General features: G+C 71.8%; 18 protein-coding genes. 14 read left to right on the forward strand and 4 right to left on the reverse strand.

Annotated elements, in window-relative coordinates; all coding sequences use genetic code 11:
• Positions 1-205 precede the first annotated feature (205 nt).
• The 3 genes from ACZ69M_RS28970 to ACZ69M_RS28980 all read left to right on the forward strand — a co-directional run bounded on the left by ACZ69M_RS28970 (position 206) and on the right by ACZ69M_RS28980 (position 3,561).
• Positions 206-1,054: a GNAT family N-acetyltransferase gene (locus ACZ69M_RS28970; protein WP_470054306.1), complete on the forward strand. Its 849-nt coding sequence runs from the start codon at positions 206-208 to the stop codon at positions 1,052-1,054.
• A 134-nt stretch (positions 1,055-1,188) separates the two neighbouring features.
• Positions 1,189-1,758, forward strand: coding sequence for a GNAT family N-acetyltransferase (locus tag ACZ69M_RS28975; RefSeq protein WP_470054308.1), 570 nt, complete (start codon positions 1,189-1,191; stop codon positions 1,756-1,758).
• A 105-nt stretch (positions 1,759-1,863) separates the two neighbouring features.
• Positions 1,864-3,561, forward strand: coding sequence for a proline--tRNA ligase (locus ACZ69M_RS28980; RefSeq protein WP_470054310.1), 1,698 nt, complete (start codon positions 1,864-1,866; stop codon positions 3,559-3,561).
• Between the two features lie 35 nt (positions 3,562-3,596).
• Here the strand turns inward: ACZ69M_RS28980 and ACZ69M_RS28985 are convergent, their stop codons facing one another.
• Positions 3,597-4,046: a hypothetical protein gene (locus ACZ69M_RS28985; RefSeq protein ID WP_470054312.1), complete on the reverse strand. Its 450-nt coding sequence runs from the start codon at positions 4,044-4,046 to the stop codon at positions 3,597-3,599.
• 12 nt (positions 4,047-4,058) lie between these two features.
• Between ACZ69M_RS28985 and ACZ69M_RS28990 the strand changes: the two genes are divergently transcribed.
• From ACZ69M_RS28990 to ACZ69M_RS29005, 4 genes are read left to right on the forward strand one after another with little or no spacing between them, the layout of a single operon-like run.
• Positions 4,059-5,039, forward strand: a complete 981-nt coding sequence (locus tag ACZ69M_RS28990; RefSeq protein WP_470054314.1) for an FAD:protein FMN transferase — start codon at positions 4,059-4,061, stop codon at positions 5,037-5,039.
• Positions 5,036-5,635 (forward strand): ferric reductase-like transmembrane domain-containing protein, encoded by a 600-nt coding sequence (locus tag ACZ69M_RS28995; protein WP_470054316.1) that lies wholly within the window; start codon positions 5,036-5,038, stop codon positions 5,633-5,635. Before ACZ69M_RS28990 ends, ACZ69M_RS28995 begins: the two co-directional genes overlap by 4 nt.
• Positions 5,632-6,891, forward strand: coding sequence for an NADH-ubiquinone oxidoreductase-F iron-sulfur binding region domain-containing protein (locus ACZ69M_RS29000; protein WP_470054318.1), 1,260 nt, complete (start codon positions 5,632-5,634; stop codon positions 6,889-6,891). The genes ACZ69M_RS28995 and ACZ69M_RS29000 overlap by 4 nt, the downstream gene beginning before the upstream one ends.
• A 1-nt stretch (position 6,892) precedes the next feature.
• Positions 6,893-7,138, forward strand: coding sequence for a ferredoxin (locus ACZ69M_RS29005; protein WP_470054320.1), 246 nt, complete (start codon positions 6,893-6,895; stop codon positions 7,136-7,138).
• A 12-nt stretch (positions 7,139-7,150) separates the two neighbouring features.
• Here ACZ69M_RS29005 and ACZ69M_RS29010 read toward each other — a convergent pair whose 3' ends face one another.
• The 3 genes from ACZ69M_RS29010 to ACZ69M_RS29020 all read right to left on the reverse strand — a co-directional run bounded on the left by ACZ69M_RS29010 (position 7,151) and on the right by ACZ69M_RS29020 (position 9,261).
• Positions 7,151-8,092 carry an aminoglycoside phosphotransferase family protein gene (locus ACZ69M_RS29010; protein ID WP_470054322.1) on the reverse strand — a complete coding sequence of 314 codons (942 nt, stop codon included), beginning with the start codon at positions 8,090-8,092 and terminating at the stop codon, positions 7,151-7,153.
• A gap of 99 nt (positions 8,093-8,191) precedes the next feature.
• Entirely contained in the window at positions 8,192-8,692 is a 501-nt protein-coding gene (locus ACZ69M_RS29015) for a ferritin-like domain-containing protein (protein WP_470054324.1), read from the reverse strand.
• A complete protein-coding gene (locus ACZ69M_RS29020) occupies positions 8,689-9,261 on the reverse strand; it encodes a hypothetical protein (protein ID WP_470054326.1) in 573 nt (190 codons plus the stop codon). The genes ACZ69M_RS29015 and ACZ69M_RS29020 overlap by 4 nt, the downstream gene beginning before the upstream one ends.
• Before the next feature lie 262 nt (positions 9,262-9,523).
• On the opposite strand from ACZ69M_RS29020, the gene rimP reads away from it, so the two are divergent.
• The 7 genes from rimP to truB all read left to right on the forward strand — a co-directional run bounded on the left by rimP (position 9,524) and on the right by truB (position 16,651).
• On the forward strand, positions 9,524-10,030 hold the full coding sequence (gene rimP / locus ACZ69M_RS29025) for a ribosome maturation factor RimP (RefSeq protein WP_067371250.1): 507 nt from the start codon (positions 9,524-9,526) through the stop codon (positions 10,028-10,030).
• Positions 10,031-10,032: 2 nt separating this feature from the next.
• Positions 10,033-11,055 (forward strand): transcription termination factor NusA, encoded by a 1,023-nt coding sequence (gene nusA, locus ACZ69M_RS29030; RefSeq protein ID WP_470054328.1) that lies wholly within the window; start codon positions 10,033-10,035, stop codon positions 11,053-11,055.
• A 102-nt stretch (positions 11,056-11,157) separates the two neighbouring features.
• Positions 11,158-11,436: a YlxR family protein gene (locus tag ACZ69M_RS29035; RefSeq protein WP_082417223.1), complete on the forward strand. Its 279-nt coding sequence runs from the start codon at positions 11,158-11,160 to the stop codon at positions 11,434-11,436.
• 147 nt (positions 11,437-11,583) lie between these two features.
• Entirely contained in the window at positions 11,584-14,730 is a 3,147-nt protein-coding gene (gene infB, locus ACZ69M_RS29040; protein ID WP_470054330.1) for a translation initiation factor IF-2, read from the forward strand.
• Positions 14,731-14,966: 236 nt separating this feature from the next.
• Positions 14,967-15,260, forward strand: a complete 294-nt coding sequence (locus ACZ69M_RS29045) for a DUF503 domain-containing protein (protein ID WP_143609353.1) — start codon at positions 14,967-14,969, stop codon at positions 15,258-15,260.
• A gap of 33 nt (positions 15,261-15,293) precedes the next feature.
• The gene (gene rbfA, locus ACZ69M_RS29050) at positions 15,294-15,749 is read left to right on the forward strand and encodes a 30S ribosome-binding factor RbfA (protein WP_054232827.1); all 456 of its coding nucleotides are present in this window, start codon (positions 15,294-15,296) and stop codon (positions 15,747-15,749) included.
• The gene (truB, locus tag ACZ69M_RS29055) at positions 15,746-16,651 is read left to right on the forward strand and encodes a tRNA pseudouridine(55) synthase TruB (protein ID WP_054232826.1); all 906 of its coding nucleotides are present in this window, start codon (positions 15,746-15,748) and stop codon (positions 16,649-16,651) included. Before rbfA ends, truB begins: the two co-directional genes overlap by 4 nt.
• Positions 16,652-16,863 lie beyond the last annotated feature (212 nt).

The raw sequence follows: 16,863 nt of genomic DNA on the forward strand, positions 1-16,863 counted from the left end.
GCCCAGCCCGTCGCGCAGCCGCAGACAGGCAACCCGGGGCACGTGGGGTTTTCGGGGCGCAGACCCGTCCGTGGGGCGCGGGAAACTTCGCGAACCGTTGTCACCGGCCCGCGGCCGAAGCCCAGGCCGGTACAAGGGGCGGCGAGCCACAACCTCGCCAGGTACAGTGCGGAGATCAGCAGACCGTATGGTGAGGCCCCCGCACGTGTTGACCCAGACCACCACCAGGGTCCTCGAACCGAGTGACCTGGACGCCGCGCTCGCCGTCCTCGACCGCGACCCGGTCGCGAACGCATTCGTCGCGTCCCGGGTACAGGTCGCGGGCCTCGACCCCTGGCGGCTCGGCGGCGAGATGTGGGGCTGGTACGAGGACGGCATGCTGCGGTCCCTCTGCTACGCGGGCGCCAACCTGGTCCCGATCTGCGCCACCCCCCGCGCCGTCCGCGGCTTCGCGGACCGGGCGCGCAGGGCCGGCCGCCGCTGCTCCTCGATCGTCGGCCCCGTCGAGGCCACCGCCCAGCTGTGGCGGCTGCTCGAACCCAGCTGGGGCCCGGCCCGCGAGGTCCGCGCCCACCAGCCCCTGATGGTCACCGACCGCCTCCCCGCCGACATCGCCCCGGATCCGTACGTCCGCCGCATCCGCAAGGACGAGATGGAAACGATCATGCCGGCGTGCGTGGCGATGTTCACCGAGGAGGTGGGCGTCTCACCGCTCGCCGGTGACGGCGGCCTGCTCTACCAGGCGCGGGTCGCCGAACTCGTCGGCACCGGCCGCTCGTTCGCCCGTATCGACCAGAACGGCAAGGTCGTCTTCAAGGCCGAGATCGGCGCCGCCACCCGGCAGGCCTGCCAGGTCCAGGGGGTGTGGGTCGCCCCCGAGTACCGGGGACAGGGGCTGGCGGCCCCGGGTATGGCGGCCGTCATGCGCTACGCCCTCGCCGACGTCGCCCCGCTCGTCAGCCTCTACGTCAACGACTTCAACACCCCGGCCCGGGCGACGTACCACCGCGTCGGCTTCCAGGAGATCGGCGCGTTCATGAGCGTGCTGTTCTAGGGTCGGCAGGGGCCAGGGGGACTCCTCGACCGGCCTCGGGCCGACTCCCGATCGCCCCCCGGCCCACCCGCACCCGACACAACCCCCCGTAGTCCCGGCGCAATCCGGCGAAGCGCCCGGGTAGTCTCCCCGGCATGCTGCGCTTTCCCGGTCAGGGCCCCCGCAACCCCGACGACGTGGTCGTCGGCCCGCTGGATCTCGCGGCGCGCGTCGACGAGGCGCTCGCCGTGCAGGCCCTGGCCTTCGGGCTCGGCGCCGACGAGGTCGCCGTACGTCGGCAGATCGTGCTGCGGCACCTCACCTACCCGGGAGCCCGCGCACTCGGCGCGACGACGGTCGGCGGACGGCTCGTCGGCTTCGTCTACGGCATGCCCAACGACCGCACCCACTGGTGGTCCACCGTCGTGGAACCGTATCTGCGCGCCCAGGGACGCGACGCCTGGCTCGACCACTCCTTCGTGATCACCGAACTGCACGTCCACCCGCACTACCAGAACCACGGCGTGGGCCGGTCCCTGATCACCGGCATCACGGACAGTGCCACCGAACCCCGCTCGATCCTCTCCGCCATCGACACCGACAGCCCGGCCCGCGGCCTCTACCACTCGCTCGGGTACGAGGACCTCGCGCGGCAGGTTCTCTTCCCCAGCGCACCCAAGCCGTACGCCGTCATGGGAGCTCCGCTGCCCCTGCGCAGGCGCTGAGCGCCTGCGTCCGCCACCCCGGCCGGGCGCCAATCGATTTCCACCGGGATGGGCCGCCCGGCTAACCTCCTAGCCATCACCCTTACGCAGCAGGAGTCGAGAATCATGGCCCAGGTCCAGCGCATGTCCCGTTTGATGGTCAAGACACTGCGTGACGACCCGGCGGACGCCGAGACGCTCAACCACAAGCTGCTCGTCCGCGCCGGCTACGTCCGCCGCAACTCCGCCGGCATCTGGACCTGGCTGCCGCTCGGCAAGAAGGTCCTCGACAACATCTCCCGGGTCGTACGCGAGGAGATGGACGCCATCGGGGCGCAGGAGGTCCTCCTGCCGGCCCTGCTGCCCAAGGAGCCCTACGAGGCCTCGTCCCGCTGGGAGGAGTACGGCGACCTCCTCTTCCGTCTGAAGGACCGCAAGGGCGGCGAGTACCTGCTCGGCCCGACCCACGAGGAGATCTTCACGCTCATCGTGAAGGACCAGGTCGCGTCCTACAAGGACCTGCCGGTCATGCTGTACCAGATCCAGACGAAGTACCGTGACGAGGCCCGCCCGCGCTCCGGAGTGCTGCGTGGCCGCGAGTTTCAGATGAAGGACTCGTACTCCTTCGACACGACGGACGAGGGCCTCGCGCAGTCGTACGCGCTGCACCGCGCCGCCTACCAGAAGATCTTCGCCCGCCTGGGCCTGGACTACCGCATCGTGTCGGCCGTCTCGGGCGCCATGGGCGGCTCGGCGTCCGAGGAGTTCCTCGCCCCCGCCGCGGCCGGTGAGGACACCTTCGTGGACTGCCCGTCCTGCGACTACGCGGCCAACACGGAGGCCGTCACCTTCGCCCTGAAGCCGGTGGACGGCTCCGGCGTCGGCCCGGTCGAGGAGCTGGACACCCCCGACACCCCCACCATCGAGACGCTCGCCGCGCACCTCGGCGTCCCGGCCTCAGCCACCCTCAAGAACCTCCTGGTCAAGGTCGACGGCGAGATCGTCGCCGTGGGCGTCCCCGGCAACCGCGAGGTCGACCTCGGCAAGCTGGGCGAGCACCTCGCCCCCGCCGTCGTCGAACTCGTCACCGCCGAGGACTTCGAGGGCCGCGGCGACCTCGTGCGCGGCTACGTCGGCCCGCAGGGCCTGGAGAAGGTCCGCTACATCGCCGACCCGCGGGTGGCCCCCGGCACGGCCTGGATCACCGGCGCCAACAAGACCAACACGCACGCGAAGAACGTCGTGGCCGGCCGCGACTTCGAGGTCGACGACTACCTGGACGTCGTCGTGGTGGAAGAGGGCGACCCGTGCCCCAAGTGCGGCACCGGCCTCAAGCTGGACCGCGCCATCGAGATCGGCCACATCTTCCAGCTCGGCCGCAAGTACGCCGACACCTTCCAGCTCGACGTCCTCGGCCAGCAGGGCAAGCCGGTCCGCGTGACCATGGGCTCGTACGGCATCGGTGTCTCCCGCGCGGTCGCGGCGCTCGCCGAGCAGTCGGCCGACGAGCAGGGGCTGTGCTGGCCCAAGGAGATCGCTCCCGCCGACGTCCACGTCGTCGCCGCCGGCAAGGCCCTGCAGACCGAGCTGGCCCTCGACGTGTCGGAGAAGCTCGGCGCGGCGGGTGTACGCGTCCTCGTGGACGACCGCGCCGGGGTCTCGCCGGGCGTGAAGTTCACGGACGCCGAGCTCATCGGCGTACCGAAGATCCTGGTGGCCGGGCGCCGCTCGGCCGAGGGCGTCCTCGAGCTGAAGGACCGCCGCACCGGCGAGCGCGAGGAACTGACCGTGGACGAGGCGATCGCCCGCCTGGCGGCCGAGTAGCCAAACTGCTTGAAGTCTGAAATCAAAGACGTCTCTCAGAGACTTCTTCCGAGGCGTACGGCTGCCTCACAGACTTTCCTCAGGCTGCTCCCCGACCGTAGGACGTGACACAGCGTCATTCGGAGGGGAGCAGCCATGACAGGCAGCGAGCGGGGGGCCGCCGCGGCGGTCCGCAGAGGAGCACGGCGTACGGCAGCCGCCGCGGCGGCGGTCACGCTGGCGGCGGCGGCCGGGGTCTTCGCCCTGGTCGGCACGATGCAGGCGGACGCGGACACGACGGCGAGCGGCAGTACGACGAGCACGGGTTCGTCGAGTTCGAGCAGCGGCACGGACTCCTCGGCGACCACCTCATCCATGTCATCCGCTTCGTCTTCTACGTCATCGACGTCATCCACCTCGTCTGCGCCGAGTTCCTCCTCGGACTCGACCCTCCAGTCGCCGTCCGCCGCTCCCACAACCTCCAGCGATGGCTCGGCCGACTCCACGTCGGGGGCGTCGTGACGGCCACTGCGACCCGCCGCACCACGGCCGCCGCCGACTGGCGCGCCCTCGGCACCAGCGTCCGACTGGTCACCACCGACCCGGCCCTGCTGGACTCCTGCAACCTGCTGCTCGCCCGGCACCTCGCCGAGGTCGACGCCGCGTGCAGCCGGTTCCGTCCGGACTCGGAGCTGGTGGCCCTCGACCAGGCGCGGGGCCGCCCGGTCAGGGTCAGCCCGCTGCTCGCCGAGGCACTGGCCGTCGCCCTGCGCGCCGCCGCCGCGACCGACGGGGCCGTCGATCCCACGGTCGGCTCGGCCATCGGCGCCCTCGGCTACGACCGTGACTTCCGGCTGGTCCCGGACGACGGCCGCCCGATCCGGCTCACCGTCCGAGCGGTCCCGGGCTGGCGCGCGGTCACCCTGGACCGCGCGACCGACACGGTCACGGTCCCGGCCGGGGTCCGCCTCGACCTGGGCGCCACGGCCAAGGCATGGGCCGCCGACAAGGCCGCCGACCTGCTCGCCGAGGCGGCGGGCTGCGGAGTCCTGGTGAGCCTCGGCGGCGACACGGCCGTGGCCGGCGAACCCCCGGCGGGCGGCTGGCGCATCCGCGTCCAGGACGTCACCGGCCCGGTCGACGAGACACCCGCGCCGGGCACGTACGCCACGGTCGCCATCCGCAGCGGCGGCCTCGCGACCTCCGGCACGACGGCCCGGCGCTGGCGCCGGGGCGTCCACGACCTCCACCACATCGTCGACCCGTACACCGGCCTGCCCGCCCAGACCCCCTGGCGCACGGTCTCCGTGGCCGCCGCGACCTGCGCGGACGCCAACGCGGCCGGCACGGCGGCCCTGGTCAAGGGCGAGGGCGCGCAACGGTGGCTGGCAGGGCTCGGCCTGCCCGCACGTCTGGTGGCGAACGACGGCACCGTGGTGACGACGCCGGGCTGGCCGGCTTCCGCCCCGGCCTGGTCCGGACCCGAGGCCGCCGCATGAGCGACCCCTCCCTCCTCTGGTACGCCAACAGAGCGACCGGCGCGGTCAGCCTGGTCCTGTTCACCGTCGTCGTTCTCCTGGGCATCGCCGTACGCCTGCGCGGCAGACTCCCCGGCCTCCCGAGGTTCGGCACGGTCCAGCTGCACCGCACCCTCTCCCTCTCCGCCCTCGTCTTCCTGGCCCTGCACATCACGGCCGCGGTCGTCGACAGCTATGTGAGCATCAGCCTCCTCGACGTCCTCGTCCCGTTCGCCTCCACCTACGAACCCCTTTGGCTGGGCCTCGGCACAGTGGCCCTCGATCTGATGCTCGCGGTACTGATCACCAGCCTGCTCCGCGCCCGCATCGGGCACCGCGCCTGGCGTGCCCTCCACTGGCTGGCCTGGGCCTCCTGGCCGATCGCGCTCCTCCACGGCATCGGCATCGGCACGGACACCGGCTCTGGCTGGATGCTGTGGCTGACGATCTCCTGTGTGGCCGCGGTCCTCACGGCCCTCGGCATCCGCGTCGCCCACGCGGCCCGCGCCTCCGGGCGAACCCCGTCCACCCTGCTCCGTACGGCCGAAGCCCGTACGCCCGAAGGAGCCCGCCCATGACCGCGACCAGGACCGTGACTGCGGCTGTGACGACGACCATGGCCACCACCTCCACGGACATCTACATGCCACCGCGCCTGCTCGCCCCCGGCGGCGCCCCGGCCGGCTTCACCACCCACGAGCAGCGCTACGGACCCGTGGCGCACGGCGACCCGGCCCAACTGCTGCGCACGCTCGCCGAGTCCGGGCTCACCGGCCGCGGCGGCGCCGCCTTCCCCACGTACCGCAAGCTGGTCTCGGTCGCCGAGGCGGGCCGCCGCACCGGTCGCACCCCGGTCGTCGTCGCCAACGGCGCGGAGGGCGAGCCCGCGAGCGCGAAGGACAAGACCCTGCTGCGACTGTCGCCCCACCTCGTCCTGGACGGGCTGCAGTTGGTGGCCGAGGCGGTCGGCGCGGGGGAGGCGTATCTTGCGGTCGAGGACCACGCCACGCCCCTCGAAGCGGCGCTCGCCGAGCGACGTGACCCGCTGCGGGTGCGCACCGTACGCGTCCCGAAGCGCTTCCTGTCCGGCCAGTCCTCGGCCCTCACCCAGCACGTCTCCGGACACGCGGCCCTGCCGCGCCACCAACGGCCCCCGGTGCGCGAGCAGGGCGCGCACCGCGCGCCGACGCTCGTCCAGAACGTCGAGACGCTCGCCCACCTCGCCCTGATCGCCCGCTACGGCGCCGACTGGTTCCGCTCGGTGGGAACCCCGGCCGAACCGGGCAGCGCCCTGTGCACGGTGCATGTGCCAGGCCGCGAGGTACGGGTCGTCGAAGCCCCCTTCGGCATGCCGCTGCGCCGTCTCCTTCCACTCGACGGCATCGTCGCGGTCCTGGTCGGCGGCTACCACGGCACCTGGCTCCCGGCCGCAGACGCCGCGACCCGCACGCTGACCGTCTCCGACCTCGGCGCGGGCGTCCTCGCCGCGCTGCCCCTGAACCGCTGCGGCCTCGCCGAGACCGCCCGTGTGCTGCGCCATCTGGCCCTCGAATCGGCGGGCCAGTGCGGACCCTGCCTCAACGGTCTGCCCCGTATCGCCGCCGCCTTCCAGACCCTGGCCGCGCCGGGGCCGCAGGGCGGCACCCGCGAGGACATCGCCCGTTGGGCCGGGCTCGTCGAAGGCCGCGGCGCCTGCCATCACCCCGACGGCACGGTCCGCCTGGTGCGCAGCGCACTCGCGACCTTCGCCGCCGAACTCGACGCGCACGCCGCGGGACACTGCACGGCGACCGACCACTCCCCGCTGCTGCCCGTCCCCGCGAACAGGAACTGACATGGCCCGCCACGCCCACCGCACCGACCGTGCGGACCGCACGCACCGCCTGGATGTCGACTGGACCGCCTGTCAGGGCCACGGCCTGTGCGCGGAACTGCTCCCCGAACACATCACGCTCGACGAGTGGGGCTACCCGCTCCTGGGCGAGGCACCCCTTCCACCCGCCACCCTGAAACGCGCCCGCAGAGCCGCCGCCGACTGCCCGGTACTGGCCCTCAAACTCGCCACCGCACAGGGAAGTTAGGGGTCCGGGCGGTCAGAGCCAGCTCGCGAACTCCAGCAACAGCTCCGCGTCCTGCGGCCGCCCGACCCGCCCCGCCCGTACGCCGGACTCGACCGCCCGGAACAACGTCCAGCCCCGCAGCCGCTCCTGGTCCACCTCCAGGGACTCGGCGAGCCGCTTCACCCGCCGCCGTGTGATCGACGACCCCGAGGGGGACGCGATCAGGTCCTCGACCCGGTCCCGGACCAGCCGGGCCAGGTCGAAGGCGCACTCGCCGACCACCGGGTCCGGGCCCACGGCCAGCCAGGGCATGCGCTCACCGGCAAGCACCTTGCTCTGCCGGAAGGTGCCGTGCAGCAGCCGTTCCTCGGGCGGTCCGACGAGGAGTTCCTCGCGGGCCGCGAGCGCCGCGTCGACCAGTGGCGCGACCTCGGTGTCGACGCTCGCCGCCGCCCGCATCGCCTCGGCCTGCCGCCCGGTCCGCTCGGCGACGGTCTCGAAGACATGGGTGGCGGGCGGTTCGACCCACAGCCGCCGCAGCGTCCCGGCGGCCTCCAACAGGGCCTTCGCCTCCGGCAGCGAACGCACGGACAGATCGGGACGCAAGCGCTCCAACAGCAGTACGCCGTGGGTGTCGCCCTGCGCGTCCGCGGGGTTGAGGAGCTGTACGGCACCCCGTCCGTCCCAGTGGGCGAGCGCCGCCCGCTCGCTCTCCGGACGGGCCCGTGGCGGCGCCAGCTTCAGCACGGCGGGCGTCCCGTCGGCCTGCCGGACGAGCAGGACGAGGCTGCTGCGACCGCCGGGTGCCTGCACCCGCTCCACGGTCAACTCGCGTAGATCGACGGCCTGTTGCGCCAGCACGGGCAGCCTGTCCAGCCACTCGCCCGTCCCGTTGGACCCGCCGGATCCGTTGGACCCGCTCCGCTGCGTCTCGCCGAGTGCCCGTACCAGGCGCCGCGGCGGTTCGAAGGCCATGCGCGAATCCATTGCGCGAAGTGTTCCTTTCCAGCTGGTCCAGGTCGTCCAAGTCGTCCGGGTCGTCCGGGTCGTCTTGTCCGGGCCGTCAGGGGCGCGTCACGAGGGCGACGGCGTCGCCGCGGCAGGGGTGGCCGAGGCGGCCGCACGCTCGGCGAGACCAGGGAAGGCTACGCTCTCGCCGCGCCAGCGCACCGCCCGCACTGCCGCCTCCCGCAGCGCCTCGGCGGCCGAGCGCCGCCGATCGCCCGAGGAGGCGCGTACGAGGTCGGAGTACACCCCGGCCACGCGTTCCTCCAAATCGGCGGCGAGCTGGACGGCCGCGGCGGCGTCCTTCACGTCGAACGGCAGCGCGTACGCCGCCGCGGAAACCGCCGGCTTGCCCCCCAGGTCCCGTACGGCGCGCGCGAGTTCGTCGCGCCGCGCCCGATGGGCGTCGTACGCCGACCGGGCCTCGCCCCGGCGTGCCTGGTCGATCCTGCCGCCGACGACTCCGTACCCGTAGACGGCGGCGTGCTCCGCGGCGAGAGCGGCCTGCAACGCGCCGAGCTCGGCCTGCTCGGCGTCCTTGGTGCTTTTCGTGTCCTCGGTTGTGCTCACTTGGCACCCTCCGTCAGCAGGAACGCGTGTGCGGCTCCGGCCGCGGCCACCGAGGCGAGCAGCCTGGCCAGCTCGCCCGGGACCGTCAGCAGGGCCTTCGTCCGCTGGTCGGCCAGGGCGCGCTCGGCGGTCGCGAGGTCGGCGAGGGCGTCCTTCTCCTGGGCGGGCACGGTGGGGGAGGAGCTGGGGTGCGCAGAAGCAGAAGCAGAAGCAGAAGCAGAAGCAGAAGCGGAAGCGGAAGCCGAGGGCGAGCCGGAGGGCCGGCTGCCGGCGGTGCCGCTGCCCCCGAACGCCTGCATGTGCCGTACGACCTCCGCCCGCAGTGGCTTCAGCCGGGCCGCCAGCGGGGGATGGGCGGTGATCACGGCGGCGTAGCGCGCCGCGAGCGACTCGCTGTCGCGGGCCGCACGTGCGCGTGCGAGGTCCGCGGCCGAGGGGCTGTGGACCGTGGATTCGGTGGACGGCTCGGGGGCGGAACAGCCCACGAGCACGAAGGCGCCCGCGGCGGAGGCGAGCAGGCTCCTTCGGCGCGGCCCCGAGGGGGTACGCGGCGGCAGGGTGAACGGCACGGCAGACGTCCTCGGAAGGCTCGTACGAAAGGGAGGGCGGCACGCCCGTGATCACGGTACCCGTGCCCCACGCGATCGACCCCCATGGGCTCGCCACCGCCGCTCGGCCCCGGACTCGGCCGGTGCGCGGTTCCCCGCGCGCCTCGGGAGAGCCCCGTCGGGAGCGGCAGACGGTGGACGGCAACACCCTCCGCGACCGGATACCCTTTGACCAGACACACGACCAACCCACAACAGCACACGCGGCCGAGGAGTCACCCGGATGAGCACCACCCAGAGCGAGAGGCTGCGAGTACTGCTGGAACCGCTCGTCAGCTCTCAGGGACTCGACCTCGAAGAGGTCGAAGTGGACTCGGTCGGACGCAAGCGTGTGCTGCGTGTAGTCGTCGATTCGGACGAAGGCGCCGATCTGGACGCGATCGCCGATGTGAGCCGCGCGCTCTCGGCGAAGCTCGACGAGACGGACGCGATGGGCGAGGGCGAGTACACCCTCGAGGTCGGAACCCCCGGTGCCGAGCGTGAGCTGAAGGAGCACCGTCACTACGTACGCGCCACGGACCGCCTGGTGAAGTTCCAGCTGGGAGACGGCGGCGAGTTGGTCGCGAGAATCCTCGACGTGGACGAAGAGGGAGTCGATGTCGAGGTGCCGGGCGTGAAGGGGCGCAAGCCCACCGCCAAGCGGCTCGTCTTCCAAGACATCGCCAAGGCCCGCGTCCAGGTCGAGTTCAACCGTAAGAACAAGAACGAAGAGAACGCAGAGGAGGCGTAGCCGTGGACATCGACATGAGTGCCCTGCGGGGCTTGGTACGGGAGAAGGAGATCTCCTTCGACCTGCTGGTCGAGGCGATCGAGTCGGCCCTCCTCATCGCCTACCACCGCACCGAGGGAAGCCGCCGCCACGCGCGCGTCAAGCTCGACCGGGAGACCGGCCACGTGACCGTGTGGGCGAAGGAGGACCCCGAGGACCTGGAGGAGGGGCAGGAGGCACGCGAGTTCGACGACACCCCGTCGGGGTTCGGCCGGATCGCCGCGACCACCGCCAAGCAGGTCATCCTGCAGCGCCTGCGGGACGCCGAGGACGACGCGACGCTCGGTGAGTACGCCGGGCGTGAGGGCGACATCGTCACGGGTGTCGTGCAGCAGGGGCGCGACCCCAAGAACGTGCTCGTCGACATCGGCAAGCTGGAGGCCATCCTGCCGGTGCAGGAGCAGGTCCCAGGAGAGACGTATCAGCACGGGCTGCGGCTGCGCTCGTACGTCGTTCGGGTGGCGAAGGGCGTACGCGGTCCGTCCGTCACCCTGTCGCGCACGCACCCCAATCTGGTGAAGAAGCTCTTCGCGCTGGAGGTTCCGGAGATCGCCGACGGGTCCGTCGAGATCTCCGCGATCGCACGCGAGGCCGGTCACCGTACGAAGATCGCCGTCCGGTCCACCCGTTCGGGTCTGAACGCCAAGGGTGCCTGCATCGGCCCCATGGGCGGCCGGGTGCGCAACGTGATGGCCGAGCTGAACGGCGAGAAGATCGACATCGTCGACTGGTCGGACGACCCGGCCGAGATGGTGGCGAACGCGCTCTCCCCGGCCCGCGTCTCCAGGGTCGAGGTCGTGGACCTCGCGGCCCGCTCCGCGCGCGTGACCGTCCCGGACTACCAGCTGTCGCTGGCGATCGGCAAGGAGGGCCAGAACGCCCGCCTCGCGGCCCGCCTCACCGGCTGGCGCATCGACATCCGTCCGGACACCGAGCAGCCGTCCGACGAGACCGCTCGGCGCGGCGCGGACCAGCACCGGGAATAGTTCTGAGCCGTAGGTGGCTTAGATCACGTCAGTTCTATGCGCGGCAACTGTTCGATTCTTGCCCCAAAGGGGTGAGGTCGGTGCGGGGAGGTAGACTTAAGGGTGTCTGGCCGGACGCGAGCCCGCGCATGCCCTGAACGCACCTGTGTGGGGTGCCGGGAGCGAGCGGCCAAGACTGATCTGCTGCGGACCGTGGCGGTCGAGGGCGAATGCGTCCCCGATCATCGCGGTACGCTGCCCGGCCGGGGCGCTTATGTGCACCCCGCCCTGGTCTGTTTCGACCTGGCGGTACGCCGCCGGGCGTTCCCAAGGGCGCTGCGTGCCCCGGGACCGCTCGACACAGCGGCGTTGCGCCTCTACGTCGAGCAGGCAACACCGTAAGGAGCGTCGTACGGAACCCCCGTGCGGCCCTGGTACCCCGCGAGTTGGAAGTAGGTCGAGATTGCGATGAGCACTCGATGAGCACGCGATGAGTACGCCCATGAAGTAGCGACGGTCCGGACGCAACCCGGACCTAAAAGGAGCGAAGTGGCTAAGGTCCGGGTATACGAACTCGCCAAGGAGTTCGGGGTTGAGAGCAAGGTCGTCATGGCCAAGCTCCAAGAGCTCGGTGAATTCGTCCGTTCGGCGTCCTCGACGATCGAGGCGCCCGTTGTACGCAAACTGACTGACGCCCTGCAGCAGGGCAGCGGTGGCGGCAAGCCCGCCCCCGCACGTAAGGCTGCCCCGGCGAAGCCGGGTGCCCCCTCTCCGGCGCAGGCTGCCCGTCCGGCCGCCCCGCGCCCGCCGGCCCCGAAGCCGGCCGTGGCCGAGCGTCCCGCCGCTGCTCCGGCAGCTCCGGTGGCTCCCGTCACCCCGGCTGCCGCAGGTCCGCGCCCGACCCCGGGTCCCAAGCCCGCCCCGAAGCCCGCTCCGGCGGCTCCGGCTCCGGTCGCGGCCGAGTTCACCGCGCCCCCGTCGGCTCCCGCGGCTCCCGCCGCAGGTCCCCGTCCGGGCGCCCCGCGTCCCGCAGGCCAGGCCCCGCGTCCCGGCGGTGCCCGCCCGGCCGGTGGTCCCGGCCAGGGTGGTCAGGGTCGCGGCGACCGTCCCGAGCGCGGCGACCGTCAGGGCGCCCCGCGTCCCGGCGGCCAGGCCCCGCGTCCCGGCGCTCGTCCGGCCGGCCCGCGTCCGGGCAACAACCCGTTCACCTCTGGTGGCTCCACCGGCATGGCGCGCCCGCAGGCGCCCCGTCCGGGCGGTGCCCCGCGTCCCGGTGGTGACCGTCCCGGCGGCGCTCCGCGTCCGCAGGGCGCGGGTCAGGACCGTGGTCCCCGTCCCCAGGGCGGTCCCGGCGGCGCTCCGCGCCCGCAGGGCGGTCCGGGCGGTGCCCGTCCGACTCCGGGCGGCATGCCTCGTCCGCAGGGCGGCGCTCCGCGTCCCGGCGGTGGCCCCGCCGGTAACCGTCCCAACCCCGGCATGATGCCGCAGCGTCCCGCTGCGGGCAGTCCGCGTCCCGGCGGTGGCCCCGGTGGCCGCGGTCCCGGTGGCGGCGGCGGTCGTCCCGGTGGTCCCGGTGGCGGCGGCGGTCGTCCGGGTGGCGGCGGCTTCGCCGGTCGTCCCGGTGGCGGCGGTGGCGGTTTCGCCGGTCGTCCGGCCGGTCCCGGCGGTGGCGGCGGCGGTTTCGCCGGTCGTCCCGGTGGTCCCGGTGGTGGCGGCGGTGGCCGTCCCGGCTTCGGCGGTCGTCCGGGTGGTCCCGGTGGCCGTGGTGGCACGCAGGGTGCGTTCGGCCGTCCCGGCGGTCCGGCGCGTCGTGGTCGCAAGTCGAAGCGGCAGAGGCGCCAGGAGTACGAGGCCATGCAGGCCCCGTCGGTCGGCGGCGTGATGCTGCCTCGCGGCAACGGACAGTCCGTCCGCCTGTCGCGCGGTGCGTCCCTCACCGACTTCGCGGAGAAGATCGGCGCCAACCCGGCGTCGCTCGTCGGCGTGATGATGAACCTCGGCGAGATGGTCACTGCCACGCAGTCCGTCTCCGACGAGACGCTGAAGCTCCTCGCGGACGAGATGAACTTCGTCCTCGAGATCGTCAGCCCCGAGGAGGAGGACCGCGAGCTGCTCGAGTCCTTCGACATCGAGTTCGGTGAGGACGAGGGTGGCGAGGAGTTCCTCGTCGCGCGTCCGCCGGTCGTGACCGTCATGGGTCACGTCGACCACGGTAAGACCCGCCTTCTCGACACCATCCGCAAGACGAACGTCGTCGCGGGCGAGGCCGGCGGTATCACCCAGCACATCGGTGCGTACCAGGTCACGACTCAGGTCAACGACGAAGAGCGCAGGATCACCTTCATCGACACCCCGGGTCACGAGGCGTTCACCGCCATGCGTGCCCGTGGTGCGAAGTCGACCGACATCGCGATCCTCGTGGTGGCGGCCAACGACGGTGTGATGCCCCAGACGATCGAGGCGCTGAACCACGCCAAGGCGGCCGACGTGCCGATCGTGGTCGCGGTCAACAAGATCGACGTCGAGGGTGCCGACCCGACCAAGGTGCGCGGTCAGCTCACCGAGTTCGGTCTGGTGGCCGAGGAGTACGGCGGCGACACGATGTTCGTCGACATCTCCGCCAAGCAGGGCCTCAACATCGAGGAGCTGCTGGAGGCCGTGGTCCTGACCGCGGACGCCTCGCTCGACCTGCGGGCCAACCCGGAGCAGGACGCGCAGGGCATCGCGATCGAGTCCCACCTCGACCGTGGCCGCGGCGCCGTCGCGACCGTCCTGGTCCAGCGAGGCACCCTGCGGGTCGGCGACACCATGGTGGTCGGCGACGCGTACGGCCGTGTCCGCGCGATGCTCGACGACAAGGGCGAGAACGTGGAAGAGGCGGGTCCCTCGACCCCGGTCCTCGTCCTCGGTCTCACCAACGTCCCGGGCGCCGGCGACAACTTCCTGGTTGTCGACGAGGACCGCACGGCGCGTCAGATCGCCGAGAAGCGCGCGGCGCGTGAGCGCAACGCCAACTTCGCCCGCCGGGGTGTCCGGTTCTCCCTGGAGAACCTGGACGAGGCCCTCAAGGCCGGTCTGGTGCAGGAACTCAACCTCATCATCAAGGGCGACGCGTCCGGTTCGGTGGAGGCTCTCGAGTCCTCGCTGCTCCAGCTCGACGTCGGCGACGAGGTCGACATCCGTGTCCTGCACCGCGGTGTGGGTGCGGTCACCGAGTCGGACATCAACCTGGCGACCGGCTCCGACGCGATCGTCATCGGCTTCAACGTCCGCGCTGCGGGCCGCGCGGCGCAGATGGCGGAGCGCGAGGGCGTCGACGTCCGGTACTACTCGGTGATCTACCAGGCCATCGAGGAGATCGAGGCGGCCCTCAAGGGCATGCTCAAGCCGGAGTACGAGGAGGTCGAGCTCGGCACGGCGGAGATCCGCGAGGTCTTCAAGTCGTCCAAGCTGGGCAACATCGCCGGTGTCCTGGTCCGCTCGGGCGAGGTCAAGCGCAACACCAAGGCGCGCCTCGTCCGCGACGGCAAGGTCATCGCGGAGAACCTCAACATCTCCGGGCTGCGTCGCTTCAAGGACGACGTCACCGAGATCCGCGAAGGCTTCGAGGGTGGTATCAACCTCGGAAACTTCAACGACATCAAGGTCGACGACGTCATCGCGACGTACGAGATGCGCGAGAAGCCGCGGGCGTAACGCAGTGGCTCGAGCTGGCCGACGGTGATTACTCATCGTCGGCCAGCTTGCCGTTTGGAAGATCGCGCAGTTCCCCGCGCCCCTTTCAGGGACGCGGGGAACTGCGCGAACGGCCCTCGCCGGTGCGGGGGCGAAACTCCGTCGAGCGAGCCAGGGGTTCGTTGTACGGTTCTGATGTCCCTGCCAAGCGCATTGGCAGGCCATCTATCCCGTACCGGCGGGACATCCGGTTACACATGTATGTGGGGACGCTGTCCTTCGATCTGCTCCTCGGCGATGTGCACTCGCTCAAGGAGAAACGCTCTCTCGTCCGGCCGATCGTCGCTGAACTCCAGCGGAAGTACGCGGTGAGCGTGGCGGAGACGGGCAACCAGGACCTTCATCGCAGGGCCGAGATCGGCCTGGCGGTGGTCTCCGGAGACACCGAGCACCTCACCGACGTACTGGACCGGTGCGAGCGGTTCGTCGCGGCGCGACCGGAGGTGGAGCTGCTGTCGGTACGGCGCAGACTTCATACAGACGAAGACTGACGGAACAAGCAAGGCGAAGAAGGAGACGGACCAGTGGCCGACAACGCGCGTGCCAAGAGGCTGGCGGACCTCATCCGAGAGGTGGTGGCCCAGAAGCTGCAGCGTGGGATCAAGGACCCGCGGCTCGGCACCCATGTCACCATCACGGACACCCGGGTCACCGGGGACCTCCGGGAGGCGACCGTCTTCTACACGGTCTACGGGGACGACGAGGAGCGCGCGGCCGCGGCCGCGGGCCTGGAGAGCGCCAAGGGCGTGCTCCGCTCGGCGGTCGGCGCGGCGGCGGGCGTGAAGTTCACACCGACGCTGACCTTCGTCGCGGACGCCCTGCCGGACACCGCCAAGACGATCGAGGACCTGCTCGACAAGGCGCGGGCCTCGGACGCGAAGGTGCGCGAGGTCTCGGCCGGTGCCACCTTCGCCGGTGACGCGGACCCGTACAAGAAGCCGGGCGAGGACGACGAGACGGACGGCGACGCCGCGGAATGACGCAGAAGACCAAGACGCCCGACGGGCTTGTCATCGTCGACAAGCCGTCGGGCTTCACTTCGCACGACGTGGTCGCCAAGATGCGCGGGATCGCCAGGACCCGCCGCGTCGGACATGCCGGCACCCTCGACCCCATGGCGACGGGCGTGCTCGTCCTCGGCGTCGAGAAGGCGACCAAGCTCCTCGGGCACCTCGCGCTCACCGAGAAGGAGTACCTGGGGACCATCCGGCTCGGCCAGGACACGCTGACGGACGACGCCGAGGGCGACATCACCTCGTCCACCGACGCCTCGCGGGTGACCCGGGAGGCCATCGACGCCGGGGTCGCCAAGCTCACCGGCCGGATCATGCAGGTGCCGTCCAAAGTCAGCGCCATCAAGATCGACGGTGTGCGCTCGTACAAGCGGGCGCGCGAGGGCGAGGACTTCGAGATCCCGGCCCGCCCGGTGACGGTCTCCTCCTTCGCGGTGTACGACATCCGGGACGCCGTGGCCGAGGACGGCACGCCGGTGCTCGACCTGGTCGTCTCCGTGGTCTGCTCGTCCGGGACGTACATCCGGGCGCTCGCCCGGGACCTGGGCGCGGACCTGGGCGTCGGCGGTCACCTCACCGCTCTGCGCCGCACCCGCGTCGGCCCGTACAAGCTCGACTCCGCGCGCACCCTCGACCAGCTCCAGGAGGAGCTGACCGTGATGCCGATCGCCGAGGCCGCCGCGGCCGCGTTCCCGCGCTGGGACGTGGACGCCAAGCGGGCCCGGCTGCTGCTCAACGGCGTACGCCTGGAGATCCCCGAGGAGTACGCGGGGGTCGGCGCGGTGGCCGTGTTCGACGCCGAGGGCCGGTTCCTCGCGCTGGTGGAGGAAGAGAAGGGCAAGGCGAAGAGCCTCGCCGTGTTCGGCTGAGGACGAGGCTGAGGCTGAGGCCGAAGCCCCTTCATGCTCGGGCGCCTGCCCGTGGAGCGGCGGTCACGGGGTTTCGTGCCCGCCGCTCCACGGTCCCCCCTCGGTTCCCCCACCCAAGGGTGTATCCATCCGCCCTGCCCTATTCACCCCTTCGGGCAGGCGCTCGGAGTGAACCGAGGGAGCAGAAGGGGGCGCGTTTCTCGCGTGATCTG

This window comes from Streptomyces sp. NPDC107454, from assembly GCF_055582885.1.

Excerpts from the sequence above, each read along its gene's own strand:
- rimP (WP_067371250.1), top strand. The coding sequence starts at position 9,524 with ATGAGCACCACCCAGAGCGAGAGGCTGCGAGTACTGCTGGAACCGCTC.
- ACZ69M_RS28975 (WP_470054308.1), top strand. The coding sequence starts at position 1,189 with ATGCTGCGCTTTCCCGGTCAGGGCCCCCGCAACCCCGACGACGTGGTC.
- ACZ69M_RS28980 (WP_470054310.1), top strand. The coding sequence starts at position 1,864 with ATGGCCCAGGTCCAGCGCATGTCCCGTTTGATGGTCAAGACACTGCGT.
- ACZ69M_RS29010 (WP_470054322.1), bottom strand. The coding sequence starts at position 8,092 with ATGGCCTTCGAACCGCCGCGGCGCCTGGTACGGGCACTCGGCGAGACG.
- ACZ69M_RS29000 (WP_470054318.1), top strand. The coding sequence starts at position 5,632 with ATGACCGCGACCAGGACCGTGACTGCGGCTGTGACGACGACCATGGCC.
- ACZ69M_RS29005 (WP_470054320.1), top strand. The coding sequence starts at position 6,893 with ATGGCCCGCCACGCCCACCGCACCGACCGTGCGGACCGCACGCACCGC.
- ACZ69M_RS29045 (WP_143609353.1), top strand. The coding sequence starts at position 14,967 with ATGTATGTGGGGACGCTGTCCTTCGATCTGCTCCTCGGCGATGTGCAC.
- truB (WP_054232826.1), top strand. The coding sequence starts at position 15,746 with ATGACGCAGAAGACCAAGACGCCCGACGGGCTTGTCATCGTCGACAAG.
- ACZ69M_RS28995 (WP_470054316.1), top strand. The coding sequence starts at position 5,036 with ATGAGCGACCCCTCCCTCCTCTGGTACGCCAACAGAGCGACCGGCGCG.